The sequence below is a fragment of the Falsiroseomonas sp. genome (genome assembly GCF_051859025.1).
Classification (GTDB): domain Bacteria; phylum Pseudomonadota; class Alphaproteobacteria; order Acetobacterales; family Acetobacteraceae; genus Falsiroseomonas.
This window is the reverse complement of the sequence record NZ_JBHYGL010000005.1, coordinates 91,091-107,790: the sequence shown is the minus strand read 5'-3', so window position 1 is coordinate 107,790 and position 16,700 is coordinate 91,091. Positions and strand designations below refer to the sequence as shown.

The following is a 16,700-nucleotide window of genomic DNA, read 5'->3' as shown; positions in this document are numbered from 1 at the left end:
CCTTGATCAGCCGATCTCTTCGGCCCGGATGCAGGCCACACGGTGCCCGCTTTGGTCGAGGCTGCGAAGCGGTGGAACCGCCTCCGCGCAGGCGGGGCGGGCATGCAGGCAGCGCGTGCGGAAGACACAGCCCGAGGGCGGGTTGGACGGGCTCGGCGGTTCGCCAGGCAGGATCACGCGCTTCGCTCGCCTGGCCGGATCCAGCATCGGCGTCGCGGAGAGCAGCGCCACGGTGTAGGGGTGCAGCGGCCGCGCGAAGACCTGCGCGACGGGCCCTTCCTCCATGACGCGGCCGAGATACATCACGATCACCCTGTCACACAGGTGCCGCACCACGGGCAGATCGTGGCTGATGAACAGCATCGCCAAGCCAAGGTCGCCGCGAAGGTCCGCCAGCAGCTTCACCACCTGCGCCTGGATCGACACATCGAGTGCGGAAACCGGCTCATCCGCCACCAGGAAATCGGGCGAGGTCGCCAGCGCGCGCGCGATGCCGAGGCGCTGGCGCTGGCCGCCACTGAATTCATGCGGATAGGCGCCCATGCGCGTCGGGTCGAGGCCGACGCGGCGGAACATCTCCGCCACCTTCGCCTCGCGCTCGGGGCCGGACAGCGTGCCGTGGATGGTGAGGCCGTCCATCACCTGCGCGCCGACACTGCGCCGTGCATCGAGGCTGCCGAAGGGGTCCTGGAACACCAGGCCCATGCGGGCGCGCAGGCGGCGCCAGGCGGCGCTGCCGGGCTTGGGCAGGGCTTCGCCATCGAAACGCACGGAACCGCCCGTGGCGGCCAGCAGCCCCAGCAGCAGGCGGCCCAGCGTGGACTTCCCGCTGCCGCTTTCGCCAACCACGCCCAGCGCCTCACCCGCCGCGACCGTGGCATCCACGCCGGCCACGGCACGAACCGGACGGCCACGGGCCATGATGCCGCGCGGCGCGAAGCTCATCTCCACCGCATCCGCGACGACGAGGGGCTCGGTCATGGCGCCAGCTCCCGCCAGCGGATGCAGCGCACGGCGCGATCGCCTTCCGCCTCCAGCACCGGCGGTGCCTGGTTGCAGGCCTCCGTCGCATGGGCGCAGCGGGGCGCGAAGCGGCAGCCGGGGGGCCATTGGTCGGGGCGCGGCACGACACCGGGAATGCCCTCGGGCTCCGCATCCCCATCCGGCACGGCGGCGAGCAGCGCGCGGGTATAGGGATGCAGCGGGCGGGCGAAGACCTCCGCGACCGGGCCGCGTTCCACCACCTGCGCGGCGTACATCACCACCACATCCTCCGCCACTTCCGCGACGACGCCGAGGGAATGGGTGATGAGGACCACGCCCATCCCTTCCTCTCGCCGCAGATCGGCCAGCAATTCGAGGATCGCAGCCTGCACCGTGACATCGAGCGCGGTGGTCGGTTCATCCGCGATCAGCAGCCGCGGCTTGTTGGCGATGGCCATCGCGATCATCACACGCTGGCGCATGCCGCCGGAGAGTTCATGCGGATAGGCGCACGCGCGACGCTCGGGATCGGCGATGCCGACACGCTTCAGCAGATCGACGGCCTCACGCCGCGCCGCATCGGCCGGCACGTCGCGATGCGCGCGGATGGCTTCCGCCACCTGGTCGCCGACGCGGTGCACCGGGTTCAGGCTGCTCATCGGATCCTGGAAGACCATCGCCATGGCGCCGCCCCGCAGCTTGCGGCGCTGGGCTTCCGGCATGCGGAGAAGGTCCTCGCCCTCGAACCGCGCGACGCCATCGGCGACGCGCGCGGCGGGCGGCAGAAGCCCCATGATGGAGGTCGCGGCCATGGACTTGCCGGACCCGCTTTCGCCCACGATCGCCAGCGTGCGGCCGGCCATGAGGGAGAAGGACATGTCCTGCACGGGCTTGATGATGCCGCCGGGCACGGCGATCTCCACCGTCAGCCCTTGCACGTCCAGCAGCGGGACGGGCGCCGCCGGCGGCGGGAACAGGCCAGGCAGCAGGCGATCCACCAGGCGCAGCCGCTTGGCGCCACCGCCGCCGCGCTTGTCGGCCACATCGCGCACGGCATCGCAGAGGATATTCATCGCCAGGATGGTGAAGGTCAGCGCCACGCAGGGCCAGACCAGCAGCATCGGCGCCTGTTCCATGGTGGACCGCGCGCCGCGGATCATCAGCCCCCAGGACGGCGTCGGCGGCACCACGCCGAGGCCGAGGAAGCTCAGCCCGGATTCCAGCACCACCGCCGCCGCGACGGCCAGCGAGAACTGCACCAGCACCGGCCCCGCGATGTTCGGCAGCACCGTGCGCAGCAGGATGCGCGTGGTCGGCGCACCCAAGGCGCGCACCGCCTCCACATAATCCTGGCTGCGCGCCGACAGCACCTCCGCGAAGCTCACGCGGATGAAGCCCGGGAGATACAGCACCGACAGCACCAGGATCAGCGTCGCCGTGCCGGGGCCGAGCAGCGTGACGACCAGCAGCGCGAGCAGCACCGGCGGGAAGCACAGCACCACATCCGCGCCGCGGATCGCCAGGAACTCCGCCACGCCGCGGAACCAGCCGCCGAGCAGCCCCAGCATCGTGCCGATGATGGCGGCGATGGCGGAGGAGATGAACGCCACCATCAGGGAGGATTGCGCCCCCCAGATCAGCCGCGACAGCACGTCCCGCCCGAATTCGTCGCGCCCCAGCGGGCTGCCGGGCAGCCACATCACCAGGCGGTTCGCAACATCCTGCCGCACCGGGTCCGGCATCGGCAGGAGCGGCGCGGCGGCCGCGACGAGGCAGATGAACAGCACCGCAAGGCCTGGGAGGAGAAGGCGCTTCATGACCGGCTGATCCTCGGGTCGAGCGCCGCGTAGAGAAGATCCATCGCCAGGTTGATCAGCAGGAAAAGGCCCGAGACCGTGAGCACGATGCCGACCACCATCGGATAGTCCCGCCCCTCCACCGCGCGCAGCAGCGGCGTGGAAAGGCCGGGCCAGTTGAAGACGTATTCCACCAGCACCGTGCCACCGAGCAGCGTGCCCATCTGCAACCCGAGCACGGTGGTCACGGGGATCAACGCGTTGCGCACGACATGCCGGCGCAGCACGCGCTGGGGCGTGAGGCCCTTCGCGCGCGCGGTGCGGACATGGTCGCGGGACAGCGCATCCAGCACGGAGGCGCGCGTCATGCGGAAGACCGTCGCGGTCAGACCCTTGGCGATGGCGATGGCGGGCAGCGACAGCAGCACCAGGTGCCGCACAGGGTCCTGGGCGAGCGGCACATAGCCGCCAGCCGGCATCCAGCGCAGCGTCTGCGCCAGCAGCAGGATCAGCAGCGTGCCCAGTACGAAGACCGGCACCGCCTGCAACAGCGCCGCCAGCGACGACGCCACGCGGTCGAAGGCCCCACCCGCCCGCACCGCGGCGAAGGTGCCGGCGGGCAGCGCGATGATGACGGAGATGATCGTGCCGGCCAGAATCAATTCCAGCGTGCGCGGCAGGCGCAGCAGGATCTCATCGGCCACGGGATAGTCATCCACCAGCGAGTTGCCGAGGTCGCCGCGCGACAGCCCTTCCAGGAAGCCCAGATACTGTTCCCACAGGGGCCGGTTCAGGCCCAGCTTCTCCCGCAGCTCCGCGATGGCATAGGCGTCGGGCATGGCGCCGCCGGTGGAGAGCAGCAGTTCCGCCGGATCGCCCGGCACCATGTGCAGCGCCAGGAAGACGACGGTCGCCACCACCCACATGAGCAGCAGCGACACGCCGATGCGCTTGACGATCCAGGGCATCAGCCGAAGGCCGCGAATTCCAGCAGGGCGCCGGAAGCCGTGGAGAGCGCGCCGGGCAGGTTCGCGAAACCCGTGATGCGGCGGTCGAAGCCATAGCCCTGCTCGCGCCAGGCGAGACCGACCAGCGGCACTTCCTCCAGCGCCGCGCGCTGCATGTCGCGATAGATCTCGATGCGCTTCGCCTGGTCGAACTCCTGCCGGCCCTTGGCCAGCAATTCCGTGGTGCGAGGCGCCCGAACGCCGAAGGAACGGCCATGGGCGGGGGAGAGCGAAGTGTCGAGCACCACCGTCAGCCCATCCGGGTCGTTGAATTCGGAGGACACGCCATGCACCGCCAGGTCGTACTGCCCGCGGATGCCGCGGCTGACGCGCGTCGACCAGTCCACCAGCTGCAATTCGGCGCGGATGCCGATGGCGGCCAGGTATTGCTGGCTGATCTCGGCACTGTCCTTGTGCATGGCGAATTGCGATGCCGCGAGCAGCGTGGTCGCGAAGCCGTTCGGGTGGCCCGCCTGCGCCAGCAGCGCCTTCGACCGGTCGGGGTCATAGGCGTGGCCACGCGCGAGTTGCGGATCGAACCAGGGCGTGCCCTCCGCGATCGGCATTCCCTCCAGCACCTTGCCGCGGCCGGAGAAGGCGACGCGCACGATATCCTCCCGCTTCACCGCATGGGCCACGGCGCGGCGCACCAGCGGGTTGTCGAAGGGTGGGCGCGTGCCGTTGAACAGGATGTCCATGAAGGGGCCCATCTGCGGCGCGAGTGTCAGCCGCGGATCGGCCTCCACCGCCGCCATGCCGGACCAGGGCACGTATTCGATCATGTCCATGTCGCCGGATTGCAGCGCGGCCAAGCGGAGGTTTTCATCCGCATAAACGGTGAAGCGGATGGTGCGCGTGCGCGGCAGGCCGGGCACCCAGTAGTTCGGCGCGGCCTGCACCTCGATCCAGGTGCCGCGTTCCTGCGACGTGACGCGATAGGGGCCGCAACCCACCGGCGCGTTCATGTCGCGCGACCCGCGCCAGACGATGGCCATGTTGTAGTTGGTGAACCAGAGCGGAACGGTGGCCGATGGTTCCTTCATCACCAGGCGAACCGTGTGGGCGTCGGGCGTCTCGACGCGCTCCACCTGCTGCAATTGCTGGCGGTAGTAGGCGGTGGATCGTTCGGCGGCCATCTGCTCGATGGTCCACTTCACATCCTCCGACGTCACCCTCTCCCCGTTATGGAAGACGGCTTCGGGGCGCAGCCTGAAGACCCAGGCGCCCTGCGCGTCCAGCGACCAGTCGCGCGCCAATTCGCCGCGCATCTCCCCCTTCTCATCGAAGCCCACCAGGCGCCGATGGATCAGCAGCTTCACCGTGCCGGCGGAGGCACCGGTGGAAACCCAGGGCTGGAGGTTCGGCGGCCAGGCGGAGAGGCCGAAGCGGATTGTGGATGGCCGCTGCTGCGCGCGGGCGGGGTTGAACAGCACGGGAAGCGTGGCCCCGCCCGCGGCGGTGGCGGCGGCGAGGAGGGTGCGTCGGTTCAGCGTGGGCATGGCGACATCCTGCGCTTCGGGGGACTTGTCCGGACACCGCGATGGCACGGGACGGGGGCCGCGCTGTCAAGCTGAATGACGACGCAAAAGCCGCCTCTCAACTCGACGATGCGCGGAACACCATCACTGCTGCACCCGGGATGGTGAGAAAAACGGCCTCTCCCGGCCTTGGCGCTGCCATTCCGTCCTCGCTCGGGCGCTTGGCGAAGAAGTCCGGCAGGCCAGCGAAGGACAGACGAAGACGACAATGATCGCCGAGATACACAACCTCCGTCACGGTCGCTGGATGACCCGCTTCCGCCAGGCGGACTTTCTCCGGCCGGATGCAGGCAAGAGCACGCTCGCCCGTGGAAAAACCATGCGGCGCCGTCGGCAGCATCGTGCCATCCGCCAGCCGCAGGGTCGTGGAGTCAGCGACCACCGCCTCCATCCGGTTGTTCTCCCCGATGAAGCCGGCGACGAAGGCATTGGCGGGGTGCTCATAGATGGCGTCGGCGCTGCCGAGTTGCTGGATGCGCCCGCCCTCGAACACCGCGATGCGGTCGGACATGGTCAGTGCTTCCGACTGGTCATGCGTGACATAGACGATGGTCACGCCGAGCGTCGCGTGGATGCGGCGTATCTCGAGCTGCAACTCCTCCCGCAATTGCTTGTCCAGCGCCCCCAGGGGCTCGTCCATCAGAACCAGGGTCGGGGAGAAGATCAGCGCGCGGGCCAGCGCCACGCGCTGCTGCTGGCCGCCGGAGAGCTGTTGCGGGCGACGGTCGCCGAAGCCGGAAAGCCGCACCATCTCCAGCGCTCGGGTCGTGCGCGTGGCGATCTCCGCGCGCGACGTGCCGCGCACGGACAGGGGAAATGCCAGGTTCTGCGCCACCGTCATGTGCGGGAACAGCGCGTAGTTCTGGAACACCACGCCGATGCCGCGCTTGTGGGGCGGCACGGTATCGATGCGCCGGCCTTCGAGTTCGATGCTGCCCTCGGACGGATCCTCGAACCCCGCCAGCATCATCAGCGTGGTGGTCTTGCCGGAACCGGAGGGGCCGAGCAGCGTCAGGAACTCACCCCGCGCGATGTCGAGGTCGAGGCCCGCCACGACCTGCGCGCGGCCGTCATAGGATTTGGACACACCGCGGAAGCGGACGATCGGCTCGCTCATGCACGGCCCCTTCGTTCGGCGCGCAGGCGCACGGCCTCGCTCACCAGCAGGAAGCCGAGGGAGCAGAGGAACAGCATGGTCGCGGCGGCCAGGATGGTGGGGCTCAGGAATTCACGCACGCTGGCATACATCTGGCGCGGCAGCGTGAACTGACCCGGGCCCGCCATGAACAGCGTGATGACGAATTCATCGAGCGAGGTGGCGAAGGCGAAGATGGCGCCGGCAGCGATGCCGGGCCAGATGTTCGGCACCACGACGCGCAGGAACGCCGTGGCTGGCGAGGCGCCGAGCGAGGCCGCCGCGCGCAGCAGCGTCGTGTCGAAGGTCTGCAACGTCGCCAGTACCGACACCACGACGAAGGGCACGGCGACGACGGTATGCGCCAGCACCAGCCCCGCCAGCGAACCCGTCAGCCCCACCAGCGAATAGGCGAAGAACATCGCGGCCGCGGTGACGATGTAGGGCGTGACCATCGGCAGGGTCAGGATCGTCACCAGCACCGCCTTGCCGCGGAAGCGGCCGAGTTGCAGGCCGAGCGCCGCCATGGTGCCGAGCACCGTCGCCACCACCGTCGTGGCGCCCGCCACGATGAAGCTGTTCTTCATCGCCAGCAGCCAGCGGCTGGATTCGAGAAACTCCCCATACCAGCGCAGGGAGAAGCCACGCGGCGGCAGCGCCAGCAATTCGGTGGGGGAGAAGGACAGCAGCACCACCGCCACCATCGGCGCCAGCAGGAACGCCAGCACCAGCACCGTCGCCAGGCGCAGCAGCAGGCGCGCGATCGGCCCTTCCTTCATCAGGCCCGCCCGCCGGATGTCGCGATGCCGCTGGTCAGCACCCGTGCCAGGCCAATGGCGGCACCGGTCATCGCCAGCAGGTAGGCGGACAGCGCCGCCGCCATGCCCCAATTCACCTCCCGGTTCATGAAATAGGCGATGAACCAGGCCACCATCTGGTCCCGGTCCCCGCCGACCAGCGCCGGGGCGGTGTACATGCCGACCGCGAGGAGAAAGACCATCGCGGCGCCCGCCAGCACGCCCGGCAGGCTCATCGGCAGCCACACCCGGAAAAAGCGCTGGAAGCCGTTGGCGCCGAGCGAAGCCGCGGCGCGCAGATAGGTCTGGTCCAGCCGCTTCATCACGCTGTGCATCGGCAGCACCGCGAAGGGCAGCAGCACATGCACCAGCGCCACCACCACGGCGATGCGCGTGCCGACGATCTGCACCGGCGCCTCCACCATCCCCAGCGCCATCATCGCGTCGTTCACCGGACCCTCGCGTTGCAGCAGCACGAACCAGGCCGTGCTGCGGACCAGGACGCTCGACCAGAAGGGGATCAACACCAGTGTGAGCGCGATGGAGGACCAGGGCGCGCGCAGCCTGGCGATGGTGTAGGCGACGGGATAGGCGAGAATCACGCAAAGGGCGGTCACGACCAGGCTGATGCCGAGCGTCCGCCAGAACAACATGCGGTACAGGGCTTCATCCGCGGCCACGTTTTCGATCCCGCCGCCGGCGGCGCGTTGCAGGTCCATGGCGCGCAGCAGATACAGCGGCGTCACCGGCCCGCCGGCGCGCTGGACCAGCAGCCAGGTCTCGGGCACGCCCCATCTCGCATCCAGCGTCACCATCGATGTGGCGTAGGGGGCCGCAAGCCGGTTGGAAGCGCGGGCGGTGCGCAGCAGCAGGCCGCGCATGCCGGTGCGTTCGAAGTTGAGGCGCTGCGCCATGTCGCCAATGCGCCGTTCCTCCAGCGCCTGGCCCAGTTCCTGCGCCATGGCGGCGAAGGCGGCCTCCGGCGGCAGGCCCTGCCCATCCCACGCCGAGAGGGCGGCGCGCGTCCGGGGCAGCGTTTCCGCCACTTCCCTGTCCGCAACCGCGGTGAACAGCGCGAAGCCCACGGGCAGCAGGAAGCTGCCCAGGATCAGCAGCATCAGCGGCGCGATGAGAAGCGCGGCGAGCCAGTTGGTACGTCGCATCGCCGCGCTTCTGTCAGGTCAGGTCAGCGATTCACCCAGGCGGCGAAGCGCTGTTCCAGGTCCGGCCCATATTCCAGCCAGAATTCCGTATTGATCTCGAGCCCGCCGGCCTGGTGGTTGGTCATCATCAGGGGGTTGCGGGCGCGCACATCGGGGTCGTTCGCCACGGACGCCGTCGCGGGGTTGATCGGCCAGAGCTTCGTGAGTTCCGTCACCGGCCCGGGTTCCGTGATGTGCTGGATCAGGCGCATGGCCGCCGCGGCATTGGCGGAGCCGCGCACCACTGCCCAACTGTCATAGGCATAGAGCAGCGTGGACCAGCGGAGATTGTAGCGCGCACCGGCGCGGATGCCGTTGGCCGTGCGGCCGACGAAGCCCAGCGCATAGGCGACCTCCCCGGAATTCACCAATTCGATCGGCTGCTGCCCGCCGGTCCAGAAGACCAGGTTCGGCCGCAGCCGGTCGAGCGCCGCGAAGGCGCGGGCCTGGCCAGCCGGCGTCGCCAGCACGGTATAGACATCGGCCGGCGCCACGCCATCGCCCATCAGCGCGGCTTCCAGCGTGATGCGGGCGCCGCGGCGCAGCGTGCGGCGGCCGGGGAAGCGCGTCGTGTCCCAGAATTCCTGGAAGCTGGCGGGACCGTTGGGGTTTCGGCCCTCATCGTAGAACACGGCAACGCCCCAGCCGATGGCGCCTGCGCCGCAGGTGGTCGCGCCGCCCGGCATGAACTTGGCGCGGTTGACCACGTTGTAGTCGATGCGTTCGAAGATGCCGTCCTCGCAGCCGCGGATCAGGTCCGGCGCTTCCACCAGCACCACGTCCCAGGTCACGTTGCGGGCCTGCACCATCGCGCGGATGGGGCCGACATTGTAGTCATAGGCCGTGTCCACCACCGGCCCGCCGGCGAAGGTGGAGAACAGGGTGCGCCGCATATGGTCCTGCAGCGCGCCGCCGCCGGCCACCACGGTCAGGTCCCGTGCCGCGGCCGGCGATGCCATCGCAGCGACGCCGAGCACGAGCCCGGCCAGTTTCCCCAGCAAACGCCTCATCGCGCGCTAATCCTTATCCGTGGTCGTGACCGGTGTGATGTGCCAACCCGCATTCTTCTTGCGGTAATAGGTATTGAGCAAGCGCGTCGTGATCGGCCCGGGCACACCGGCCCCGATCGGGGTGCCATCGATCCGCGTGACCGGGAACAACCCGCAGGATGTGGCGGTCAGGAAGGCTTCCTCCGCGCCCAGAAGCGCCTCCGGCGTCAGGGCGCCGTAGCGGGCGGGGATGCCGAGTTCGGCCGCGATCTCGAACATGGTGCGGCAGGAGATGCCCTCCAGGACGCCCGAATCGGGGCTGACCAGCCCGCCATCGATGACGGCCACGATGTTGAAGCCGGGGGCCTCCGCCACCAGCCCGTCGGTCGCCAGCAGGATGGGCGTGTCGAAGCCCGCATCCTTGGCGGCGAAGGTGGCGCGGATGAAATCGCCCCAATGGCTGTTCTTCCACACCGGGTTCACGGCGCTGCCGGGGATGCGGCGGATGTCGCGCACCAGCATCGCATCCTTGCCGCGCGCCATCTCCTCGGGCTGGCCGCGCAGCACCAGGGGCGTGACGGTGGCGAAGAAATTGTTCCGGGACAGCGTCGGGTCGCGGGATCCCGGCACCGCCTGGCCGCGGGTGCAGGCGAAATAGACCAGCGTGTCCGGCAGCCCGCTGCGCCGCACGAGGTCCATCAGCACCGCCCGCATCGCCGCGCGGTCCATCCCGGCATCCAGCCGCAGCCCCTGCATGGAGGCGAAGAAGCGATCGAGGTGATCCTCCAGCCGGAAGAAGCCGCCCTTCCAGGTATGGACCACATCATAGGTCATGTCGGCATACATCAGGCCGAGGTCGCGGACGGAGATCTTCGCCTCCGCCAGCGGCACCACCGCACCATCGATGAAGCCGAGCGCCTTGCTGAAATCGGCGTTCTCCACGGTCAGATGCGTGGGAACCTGGAGCGCCTCGGTCATCCGTCATCCTCTTGCCGCGGGAGGATAGGGAGGGGTCTCGCGCCGCGTCAAACCGGCGGGCCCCGGCTTTGCACGGTGGCAACAACGTCGCATGCTGCTTGTATGGAACCAGCCGCCCGCCTGCCCGTCGATGATCTGGCCGAGGCCGCCGCGGCCCTGGCGCAAGGCCACACGGACCCCGAGGCCTTGCTGGAGGCCTGCCTGGCCAGGCTGTCCGCCCATAACCCCGCGCTGAACGCCATCATCGCCATGGACCTGCCCGCCGCGCGCGCCGCTGCTTCAGCCGCCGCTGCCAGGCGACGGGCCGGGCAGGCGCTGGGGCCGCTGGATGGCGTGCCCTTCACGGTGAAGGACAACCTCTACGCCGCGGGCTTCGGCGCGACCTGGGGATCGCGGCTGTTCCGGGATTTCGCGCCGGGGGTGGATGATCTCTGCGTGGCCAGGCTGCGCGCGGGCGGCGCCGTGCTGGTCGGCAAGACGAACACGCCCGAATTCGCGCTCGCCGTCCACACCACCAACCCGGTCTTCGGCACCACACGCAACCCCTGGAACACGGCGCTGGTGCCGGCGGGATCCTCGGGCGGGGCGGCGGCGGCGGTGGCGGCGGGCATGGCGCCGCTCGCCATCGGCACGGATGCGGGGGGCTCCATCCGGCTGCCGGCATCCTTCACGGGCATCAGCGGCTTCAAGCCCAGCACCGGGCGCATCCCCCGCCTGCACGGCTTTCCGCCCTTGTCGCTGGACTACCAGGCCATCGGCGTCATGGCGCGGGATGTCGCCGGCATCCGGCTGGCGATGGCGGTGCTGGCGGGCGGCGATGCACGGGACCGCGCCTCCCTCGCCTTCGGGGTGCTGGAAGGGGCGCCGCTCGCCCCCGGCACGCGGGCGCAGCTGGTGATGGAGGCTGGCGGCGAAGGGGTGGACCCGGCCGTGGCGGCGCTGGTGCGCGATGCGGCCTCCGTCCTGGTGGCGCTGGGCTGCACCATGACCGAGGGCGCGCTGCCCGGCGACGCCACCCAGCTTCGCGACGTCTCCGCCGTGCTCTCCGCCGTCGGCGTCGCGCGGGTGGTGGAGGCGCATCAGGGCTGGCGCGATGCCGTCACGCCGCCGATCCGCGCCACGGCCGAGCGCGGCCTGGCGATCTCCGCCACCGACTACGCCCGTGCGCAGGATGGCTTGGCCGCCTGGCGGGCCGCGGTCGGCGCCGCCATGGGCGATGACGATGTGCTGGTGACGCCCACCTGCCCCGCGCCGCCCTGGCCGATCGAATCCGGCCCGCCCGCCACGGTCGGCGGGCGCCAGGCCGGGCCGCGCATGCCCGTCGCCTTCACCGCCTTCGCCAATGCCATGGGCTGGCCCGCCATCTCCGTCCCCTGCGGGTTGTCGCCCGAAGGGCTGCCCATCGGCCTGCACATCATCGGCCGCTACGGGGAGGATGCCCGCGTGCTCGCCCTCGCCGAGGCCTTTCAACAGCGCACCGCCTGGCACAAGGCGCGGCCGCCCCTGGGAGAAACGCCATGACCTTCACCCGACGCACCCTGCTCGGCGCCCTGCCGCCCGCGCTGCTGGCCGCGCCCGCCCTGGCGCAGGACGGCTATCCCAACCGCCCCATCCGGCTTGTGGTCCCCTTCCCGCCCGGCGGCCCCACCGACATCATGGGCCGTCTGCTGGCCCAGGCGCTGGAAGCCGATTTCCGCACCCCCGTCGTGGTGGAGAACCGCGCCGGCGCGACGGGCGCCATCGGCAGCACGGCGGTGATGCAGACGCCACCGGATGGCTACACGCTGGTGGTCGGCACGCTCGGCAGCCACGCGCTTCAGCCGCTGATCGCCAAGACGCCAGCCTATGACCCAAGGCGGGATTTCGCGCCCGTCGCGCTGTTTGCCACCATCGCCAATGTGCTGATGGTGCATCCCGGCGTGAATGTCCGCAGCGCCGGAGAGCTTATCGCCCTGCTGAGGGCGGAACCGGGCCGGCACAATTACGGCTCCGCCGGCATCGGCTCCCCCATCCACCTCTCCGCCGTGCTGATGGAGGCGGTGGCCGGCGTGCAGGCGCAGCACATCCCCTATCGCGGCTCCGCCCCCGCCATCCAGGACCTGCAGGGCGGCCGCCTGACCTTCATGTTCGATGCTGTGCCGAGTGCTATGGGCGCCATCCAGGGCAATGCCGTGCGCGCGCTGGCCGTCACGACGCCCAACCGCATCGCCGCCCTGCCCGACCTGCCGACGATGCAGGAAGCCGGCGTCACGCCCTATGACGCCTATACCTGGAACGCCATCTTCGCGCCGCCGCGGACGCCGGAGCCCATCGTCGCGCGCCTCAACGCCGCCATCGGCGCCATCACCGCCCGCCCCGAATTCCGCGCCCGCGCCAGGGCCCTCGGCGCCGATGCCGCGACCTCCACGCCCGATGCGCTGCGCGCGCTGGTGACGGCGGAGATGGAGAAGTGGCGCGGCATCGTGGAGTCCGCCGGCGCGCGGGAGAGCTGAGATGGACAATATCCGCTGCCTGGCCGACACGGCCGACGAACTCGGCGAGAGCCCGGTCTGGGACCCCCGCGACAACTGCGTCTGGTGGCTGGACAACCTGAAGCCCGCCATCCATCGCTGCGACCCCGCCACGGGTGCCCATGCCGAATGGAAGCTGCCGGAATTCGTGGGCTCCATCGGGCTGCGCGCCAAGGGCGGCTTCATTGCCGGCACGCTGCAGGGCTTCGCGATCCTCGACCCGGCAAAGGGCATCTTCGACACCATCGCGCGGCCGGAGCCCGACAGGCCCGGCAACCGCATGAATGACGGCAAGGTGGATCGCCGCGGCCGCTACTGGTGCGGCGGCATGAATGCGCGCTTCGTCGAGACTTATGAGGCCTCGGCCTCCCTCTGGCGGCTCGACCCCGATGGCAGCGTGCACCGGATGGAGACGGGCATCATCGTCGGCAACGGCATCGCCTTCAGCCCGGATGACCGGACGATGTACCTGTCCGACAGCAGCGCCAAGACGGTCTGGGCCTATGATTTCGACCTCGATGCCGGGACCATCGCGAACCGCCGCGTCTTCCTCTCCGCCACCAACTTCCCTGGCCACAACGGCAAGGTCGATGGCGCGGCGGTGGATACGGATGGCTTCTACTGGGCGGCCCTGCCCTATGACGGGCTGCTGATACGCTACGCCCCCGATGGCCGGGTGGATCGCTGCTACCGCATGCCCTCCTCCTGCCCCACCATGCCGAGCTTCGGCGGGGCCGGTCATGACGTGATGTTCGTCACCACGGCGCGGAAATTCCTGAATGGCTGGCAGCGCGGCGTGCAGCGCTGGGAAGGCGCATTGCTGGAGATCACGGGCCTCGGCGTGAAGGCCCTGCCGGAACCCATGTTCGCGGGCTGACCGCCCTGTGCTTCACTGCCATCCAACAACGGGAGATTTCACACCATGCGTCGTCGCGATGCCCTGAGCCTGCTGGCCCTGCCCCTGCTGCTGCCGCGCCTGGCGCAGGCACAGGCCCCCTGGGCGCCGACGCGCCCGATCAGCATGGTGGTCCCCTTCCCGCCTGGCGGGCCGACCGACCTGGCCGGGCGCGTGGTGCAGAGCGGGATGCAGGCGGCACTCGGCCAGCCCGTGGTGGTCGACAACCGGCCGGGCGCGACCGGCGCCATCGGGTCCCGCTTCGTCGCGGGCCAGCCGGCGGACGGGCATACGCTGCTGGTCGCGGCCAGCGGCACGCTGACCATCAACCCCGTCATCATGCGCAACCCCGGCTATGACGTGGAACGCGACTTCGCCCCGGTGACGCTGGTGATGACGGCGCCGAACATGCTGGTGGTGCATCCCTCCATCCCCGCCCGCACGGTGCAGGAGGTCGTGGCCTGGATGAAGACCATCCCGGGCGGCCCTGCCTATGCGTCTTCCGGTGTCGGCTCCTCCGAACAGCTGGGCATGGAATTGTTCAAGCTTCTGACGGGCACGGATGCGGTGGCGGTTCCCTTCACGGGCGGGCCGGCGGCGGCGACGGCCGTGATCCAGAACCAGGCGCCGATCGCGGTGCTGAACGCCGCGACGGTCGGCGTGCATGTGGCATCCGGCGCGCTGCGCGGCATCGCCATCTGCGGGCCGACGCGCTTCGCGCAACTGCCGGATGTGCCGACCATGGCGCAGCAGGGCTTGCCGGAACATGTCTCCGGCTCCTGGACGGCCATCGTGGCGCCGGCCGCGACGCCCGCGCCGATCCTGGACCGGTTGAACGAGGTGATCGTCGCCGCGCTGAAGACGCCGGAGGTGACGGAGCGCCTGGCCCGCGTCGGCTTCGCTGTCGATGCGACGGACCGCCCGACTCTCGCGCGCCTGATCGCCGCGGATCTGGCGCGGTGGCGCCGCGTGGTGCGCGACGCGAAGATCGACCTGATCTGAACCAACGATGCAGGCGGGGAAGCCAGAGCTTCCCCGGCCTCACCCGTTACCGCGGCGGCGGCGCCCGCCGCTTCGACACATAAGGCTTCTTCGGCCCACGCGGCGGGCCGCGGTCCTCACCACGCGGCGGGCCGCGGTCCTCACCACGCGGCGGGCCGCGATCCTCATGCCTCGGCGGCCCGGAAGGCCGGGGCGGCGCACGGTCCGGCGCCACATTGCCCATCGGCTCCACCTTGATGCGGTCGTCCTCATCGCCCGTCGGCCGGGCGACGGCGGCCAGGAAGCGCTCCGCGGCCCAAGGGGCGATCTCGACCCGCGTCTCCCGGTCCAGCACATCGATGCGCCCGACCTCGCGCCGCGTCAGATCGCCCCGGCGGCAGAGGAAGGGCAGCACCCAGCGCGGATCGGCCTGGGAATGGCGGCCGATGGACAGGCGGAACCACACGCCCTCGCCGCCACTCGTATCGCGCGGCGCACGGGGTGCGGGCGGCGGCAGGGCCGTGATCTCCTCCGGCGCCGGCAGCGTGGATCGCAGCGCGCGGAACAGCGCGGCGGCCACCTGTTCGGGGCTGCGTTCCGCCAGCAGCGCCTGGCCCAGCGCCACGTCATCCTCATCCAGCGACACATCGGCCGCGTCCCGCGCCTGGGCGGCCAGGCGTTCGCGGTCCTTGGCGTGGACGTCATCGGCACTCGGCGGGCCGGACCATTCGGCCTGCAGGCGCGCCATGGCCAGCATCCGTTCGGCGATGCGCCGGCGGGAATGCGGCACCAGCATCACCGCCGTGCCCTTGCGCCCGGCGCGGCCCGTGCGGCCGGACCGGTGCAGCAGCGTGTCCTTGTCCCGCGGCAATTCGGCGTGGATCACCAGGCCGAGGTCGGGCAGGTCGATGCCCCGCGCCGCCACGTCCGTCGCCACGCAGACCCGCGCGCGTCGGTCCCGCAGCGCCTGCAGCGCCCGGTTGCGCTCGGCCTGGGTCAGTTCTCCGGACAGCGAAACTGCCGAAAAACCGCGTTCGGAAAGGCTGCCATGCAGCCGTGCCACCTGTTCGCGGGTGTTGCAGAAGACCAGCGCGCCGGATGCCTCGAACCACCGAAGGGCATTGACCACGGCGGCCTCGACCTCCCTCGGCCCGACCAGCATGGCGCGATAGGCGATGTCGCCATGGCGCTCGCCCTCCGCCGTCGCGGCGATGCGCATGGCATCGCGCTGGTAGGAAGCGGCAAGGGCCGCGATTTCACGCGGCACGGTGGCGGAGAACATCAGCGTACGACGCGTTTCCGGCGCTGCTTCCAGGATGGCTTCCAGATCGTCCCGGAAGCCCATGTCCAGCATCTCATCCGCCTCATCGAGGACGGCGGCGCGAAGCTGGGACATGTCCAGCACGTTGCGCTCGACATGGTCGCGCAAGCGGCCGGGGGTGCCGACGACGATCTCCGCGCCGATGGACAGCATGCGGCGGTCGCCGCGCACTTCCGTGCCGCCGACGCAGGCGATCACTCGGGCACCGGTGCCGCTGTAGAGCCAGGCGAGTTCGTCCCGCACCTGCTGGGCCAATTCGCGCGTCGGCGCGATGATCAGCGCCAGCGGCGCCCCGGTTCGGGGTACCTCCAGCACCTGCGCGGCAATGGCCAGGCCGAAGGCCACGGTCTTGCCGGAGCCGGTCTGGGCGGAGACGAGGAGGTCCCGGCCGATGGTTGCGGGGTCAAGGACAGCGGCCTGGACGGGGGTGGGTTCGGCGTAGCCGCGCTCGGCCAGGGCCTGGGCGATCGGCGTGGGCAGTTCGGGAAATGGCATTGTGTGCCCCCCCTAGCGCAGAATGGGGCGCACCGCACGCATTACCGCAGGCCGCCGCCGCCCGGCGCATGG

14 protein-coding genes are annotated in these 16,700 nt (G+C 70.3%); 4 read left to right on the top strand and 10 right to left on the bottom strand.

Annotated features, from left to right (window positions below):
- Positions 1–6 precede the first annotated feature (6 nt).
- From ACTIE5_RS08145 to ACTIE5_RS08105, 9 genes are all read right to left on the bottom strand, one after another.
- On the bottom strand, positions 7–981 hold the full coding sequence (locus ACTIE5_RS08145; protein ID WP_439549195.1) for an oligopeptide/dipeptide ABC transporter ATP-binding protein: 975 nt from the start codon (positions 979–981) through the stop codon (positions 7–9).
- A complete protein-coding gene (locus ACTIE5_RS08140) occupies positions 978–2,801 on the bottom strand; it encodes a dipeptide/oligopeptide/nickel ABC transporter permease/ATP-binding protein (RefSeq protein WP_439549194.1) in 1,824 nt (607 codons plus the stop codon). Before ACTIE5_RS08140 ends, ACTIE5_RS08145 begins: the two co-directional genes overlap by 4 nt.
- Entirely contained in the window at positions 2,798–3,748 is a 951-nt protein-coding gene (locus ACTIE5_RS08135; protein ID WP_092958439.1) for an ABC transporter permease, read from the bottom strand. Before ACTIE5_RS08135 ends, ACTIE5_RS08140 begins: the two co-directional genes overlap by 4 nt.
- Positions 3,748–5,286, bottom strand: a complete 1,539-nt coding sequence (locus ACTIE5_RS08130) for an ABC transporter substrate-binding protein (protein ID WP_439549193.1) — start codon at positions 5,284–5,286, stop codon at positions 3,748–3,750. Before ACTIE5_RS08130 ends, ACTIE5_RS08135 begins: the two co-directional genes overlap by 1 nt.
- A gap of 97 nt (positions 5,287–5,383) precedes the next feature.
- Complete coding sequence (locus ACTIE5_RS08125; protein ID WP_439549192.1) at positions 5,384–6,442, bottom strand: ABC transporter ATP-binding protein; 1,059 nt, start codon at positions 6,440–6,442, stop codon at positions 5,384–5,386.
- Entirely contained in the window at positions 6,439–7,239 is an 801-nt protein-coding gene (locus ACTIE5_RS08120) for an ABC transporter permease (RefSeq protein WP_439549191.1), read from the bottom strand. The genes ACTIE5_RS08125 and ACTIE5_RS08120 overlap by 4 nt, the downstream gene beginning before the upstream one ends.
- Positions 7,239–8,420, bottom strand: a complete 1,182-nt coding sequence (locus tag ACTIE5_RS08115; protein ID WP_439549190.1) for an ABC transporter permease — start codon at positions 8,418–8,420, stop codon at positions 7,239–7,241. Before ACTIE5_RS08115 ends, ACTIE5_RS08120 begins: the two co-directional genes overlap by 1 nt.
- Positions 8,421–8,443: 23 nt before the next feature.
- Positions 8,444–9,469 carry an extracellular solute-binding protein gene (locus ACTIE5_RS08110; protein WP_439549189.1) on the bottom strand — a complete coding sequence of 342 codons (1,026 nt, stop codon included), beginning with the start codon at positions 9,467–9,469 and terminating at the stop codon, positions 8,444–8,446.
- Positions 9,470–9,475: 6 nt separating this feature from the next.
- A complete protein-coding gene (locus tag ACTIE5_RS08105) occupies positions 9,476–10,426 on the bottom strand; it encodes an aminotransferase class IV (protein ID WP_439549188.1) in 951 nt (316 codons plus the stop codon).
- A gap of 102 nt (positions 10,427–10,528) precedes the next feature.
- On the opposite strand from ACTIE5_RS08105, the gene ACTIE5_RS08100 reads away from it, so the two are divergent.
- Genes ACTIE5_RS08100 through ACTIE5_RS08085 form a run of 4 tightly spaced genes read left to right on the top strand, consistent with a single transcriptional unit; the run spans position 10,529 to position 14,833 of the window.
- Positions 10,529–11,947 carry an amidase gene (locus tag ACTIE5_RS08100; protein WP_439549187.1) on the top strand — a complete coding sequence of 473 codons (1,419 nt, stop codon included), beginning with the start codon at positions 10,529–10,531 and terminating at the stop codon, positions 11,945–11,947.
- Entirely contained in the window at positions 11,944–12,918 is a 975-nt protein-coding gene (locus tag ACTIE5_RS08095; RefSeq protein ID WP_439549186.1) for a Bug family tripartite tricarboxylate transporter substrate binding protein, read from the top strand. The genes ACTIE5_RS08100 and ACTIE5_RS08095 overlap by 4 nt, the downstream gene beginning before the upstream one ends.
- A 1-nt stretch (position 12,919) precedes the next feature.
- A complete protein-coding gene (locus ACTIE5_RS08090) occupies positions 12,920–13,813 on the top strand; it encodes an SMP-30/gluconolactonase/LRE family protein (protein WP_439549185.1) in 894 nt (297 codons plus the stop codon).
- A 45-nt stretch (positions 13,814–13,858) separates the two neighbouring features.
- Positions 13,859–14,833, top strand: coding sequence for a Bug family tripartite tricarboxylate transporter substrate binding protein (locus ACTIE5_RS08085; protein WP_439549184.1), 975 nt, complete (start codon positions 13,859–13,861; stop codon positions 14,831–14,833).
- 46 nt (positions 14,834–14,879) lie between these two features.
- On the opposite strand, the gene ACTIE5_RS08080 is transcribed toward ACTIE5_RS08085, so the two are convergent.
- A complete protein-coding gene (locus tag ACTIE5_RS08080) occupies positions 14,880–16,628 on the bottom strand; it encodes a DEAD/DEAH box helicase (protein ID WP_439549183.1) in 1,749 nt (582 codons plus the stop codon).
- Positions 16,629–16,700: the final 72 nt, after the last annotated feature.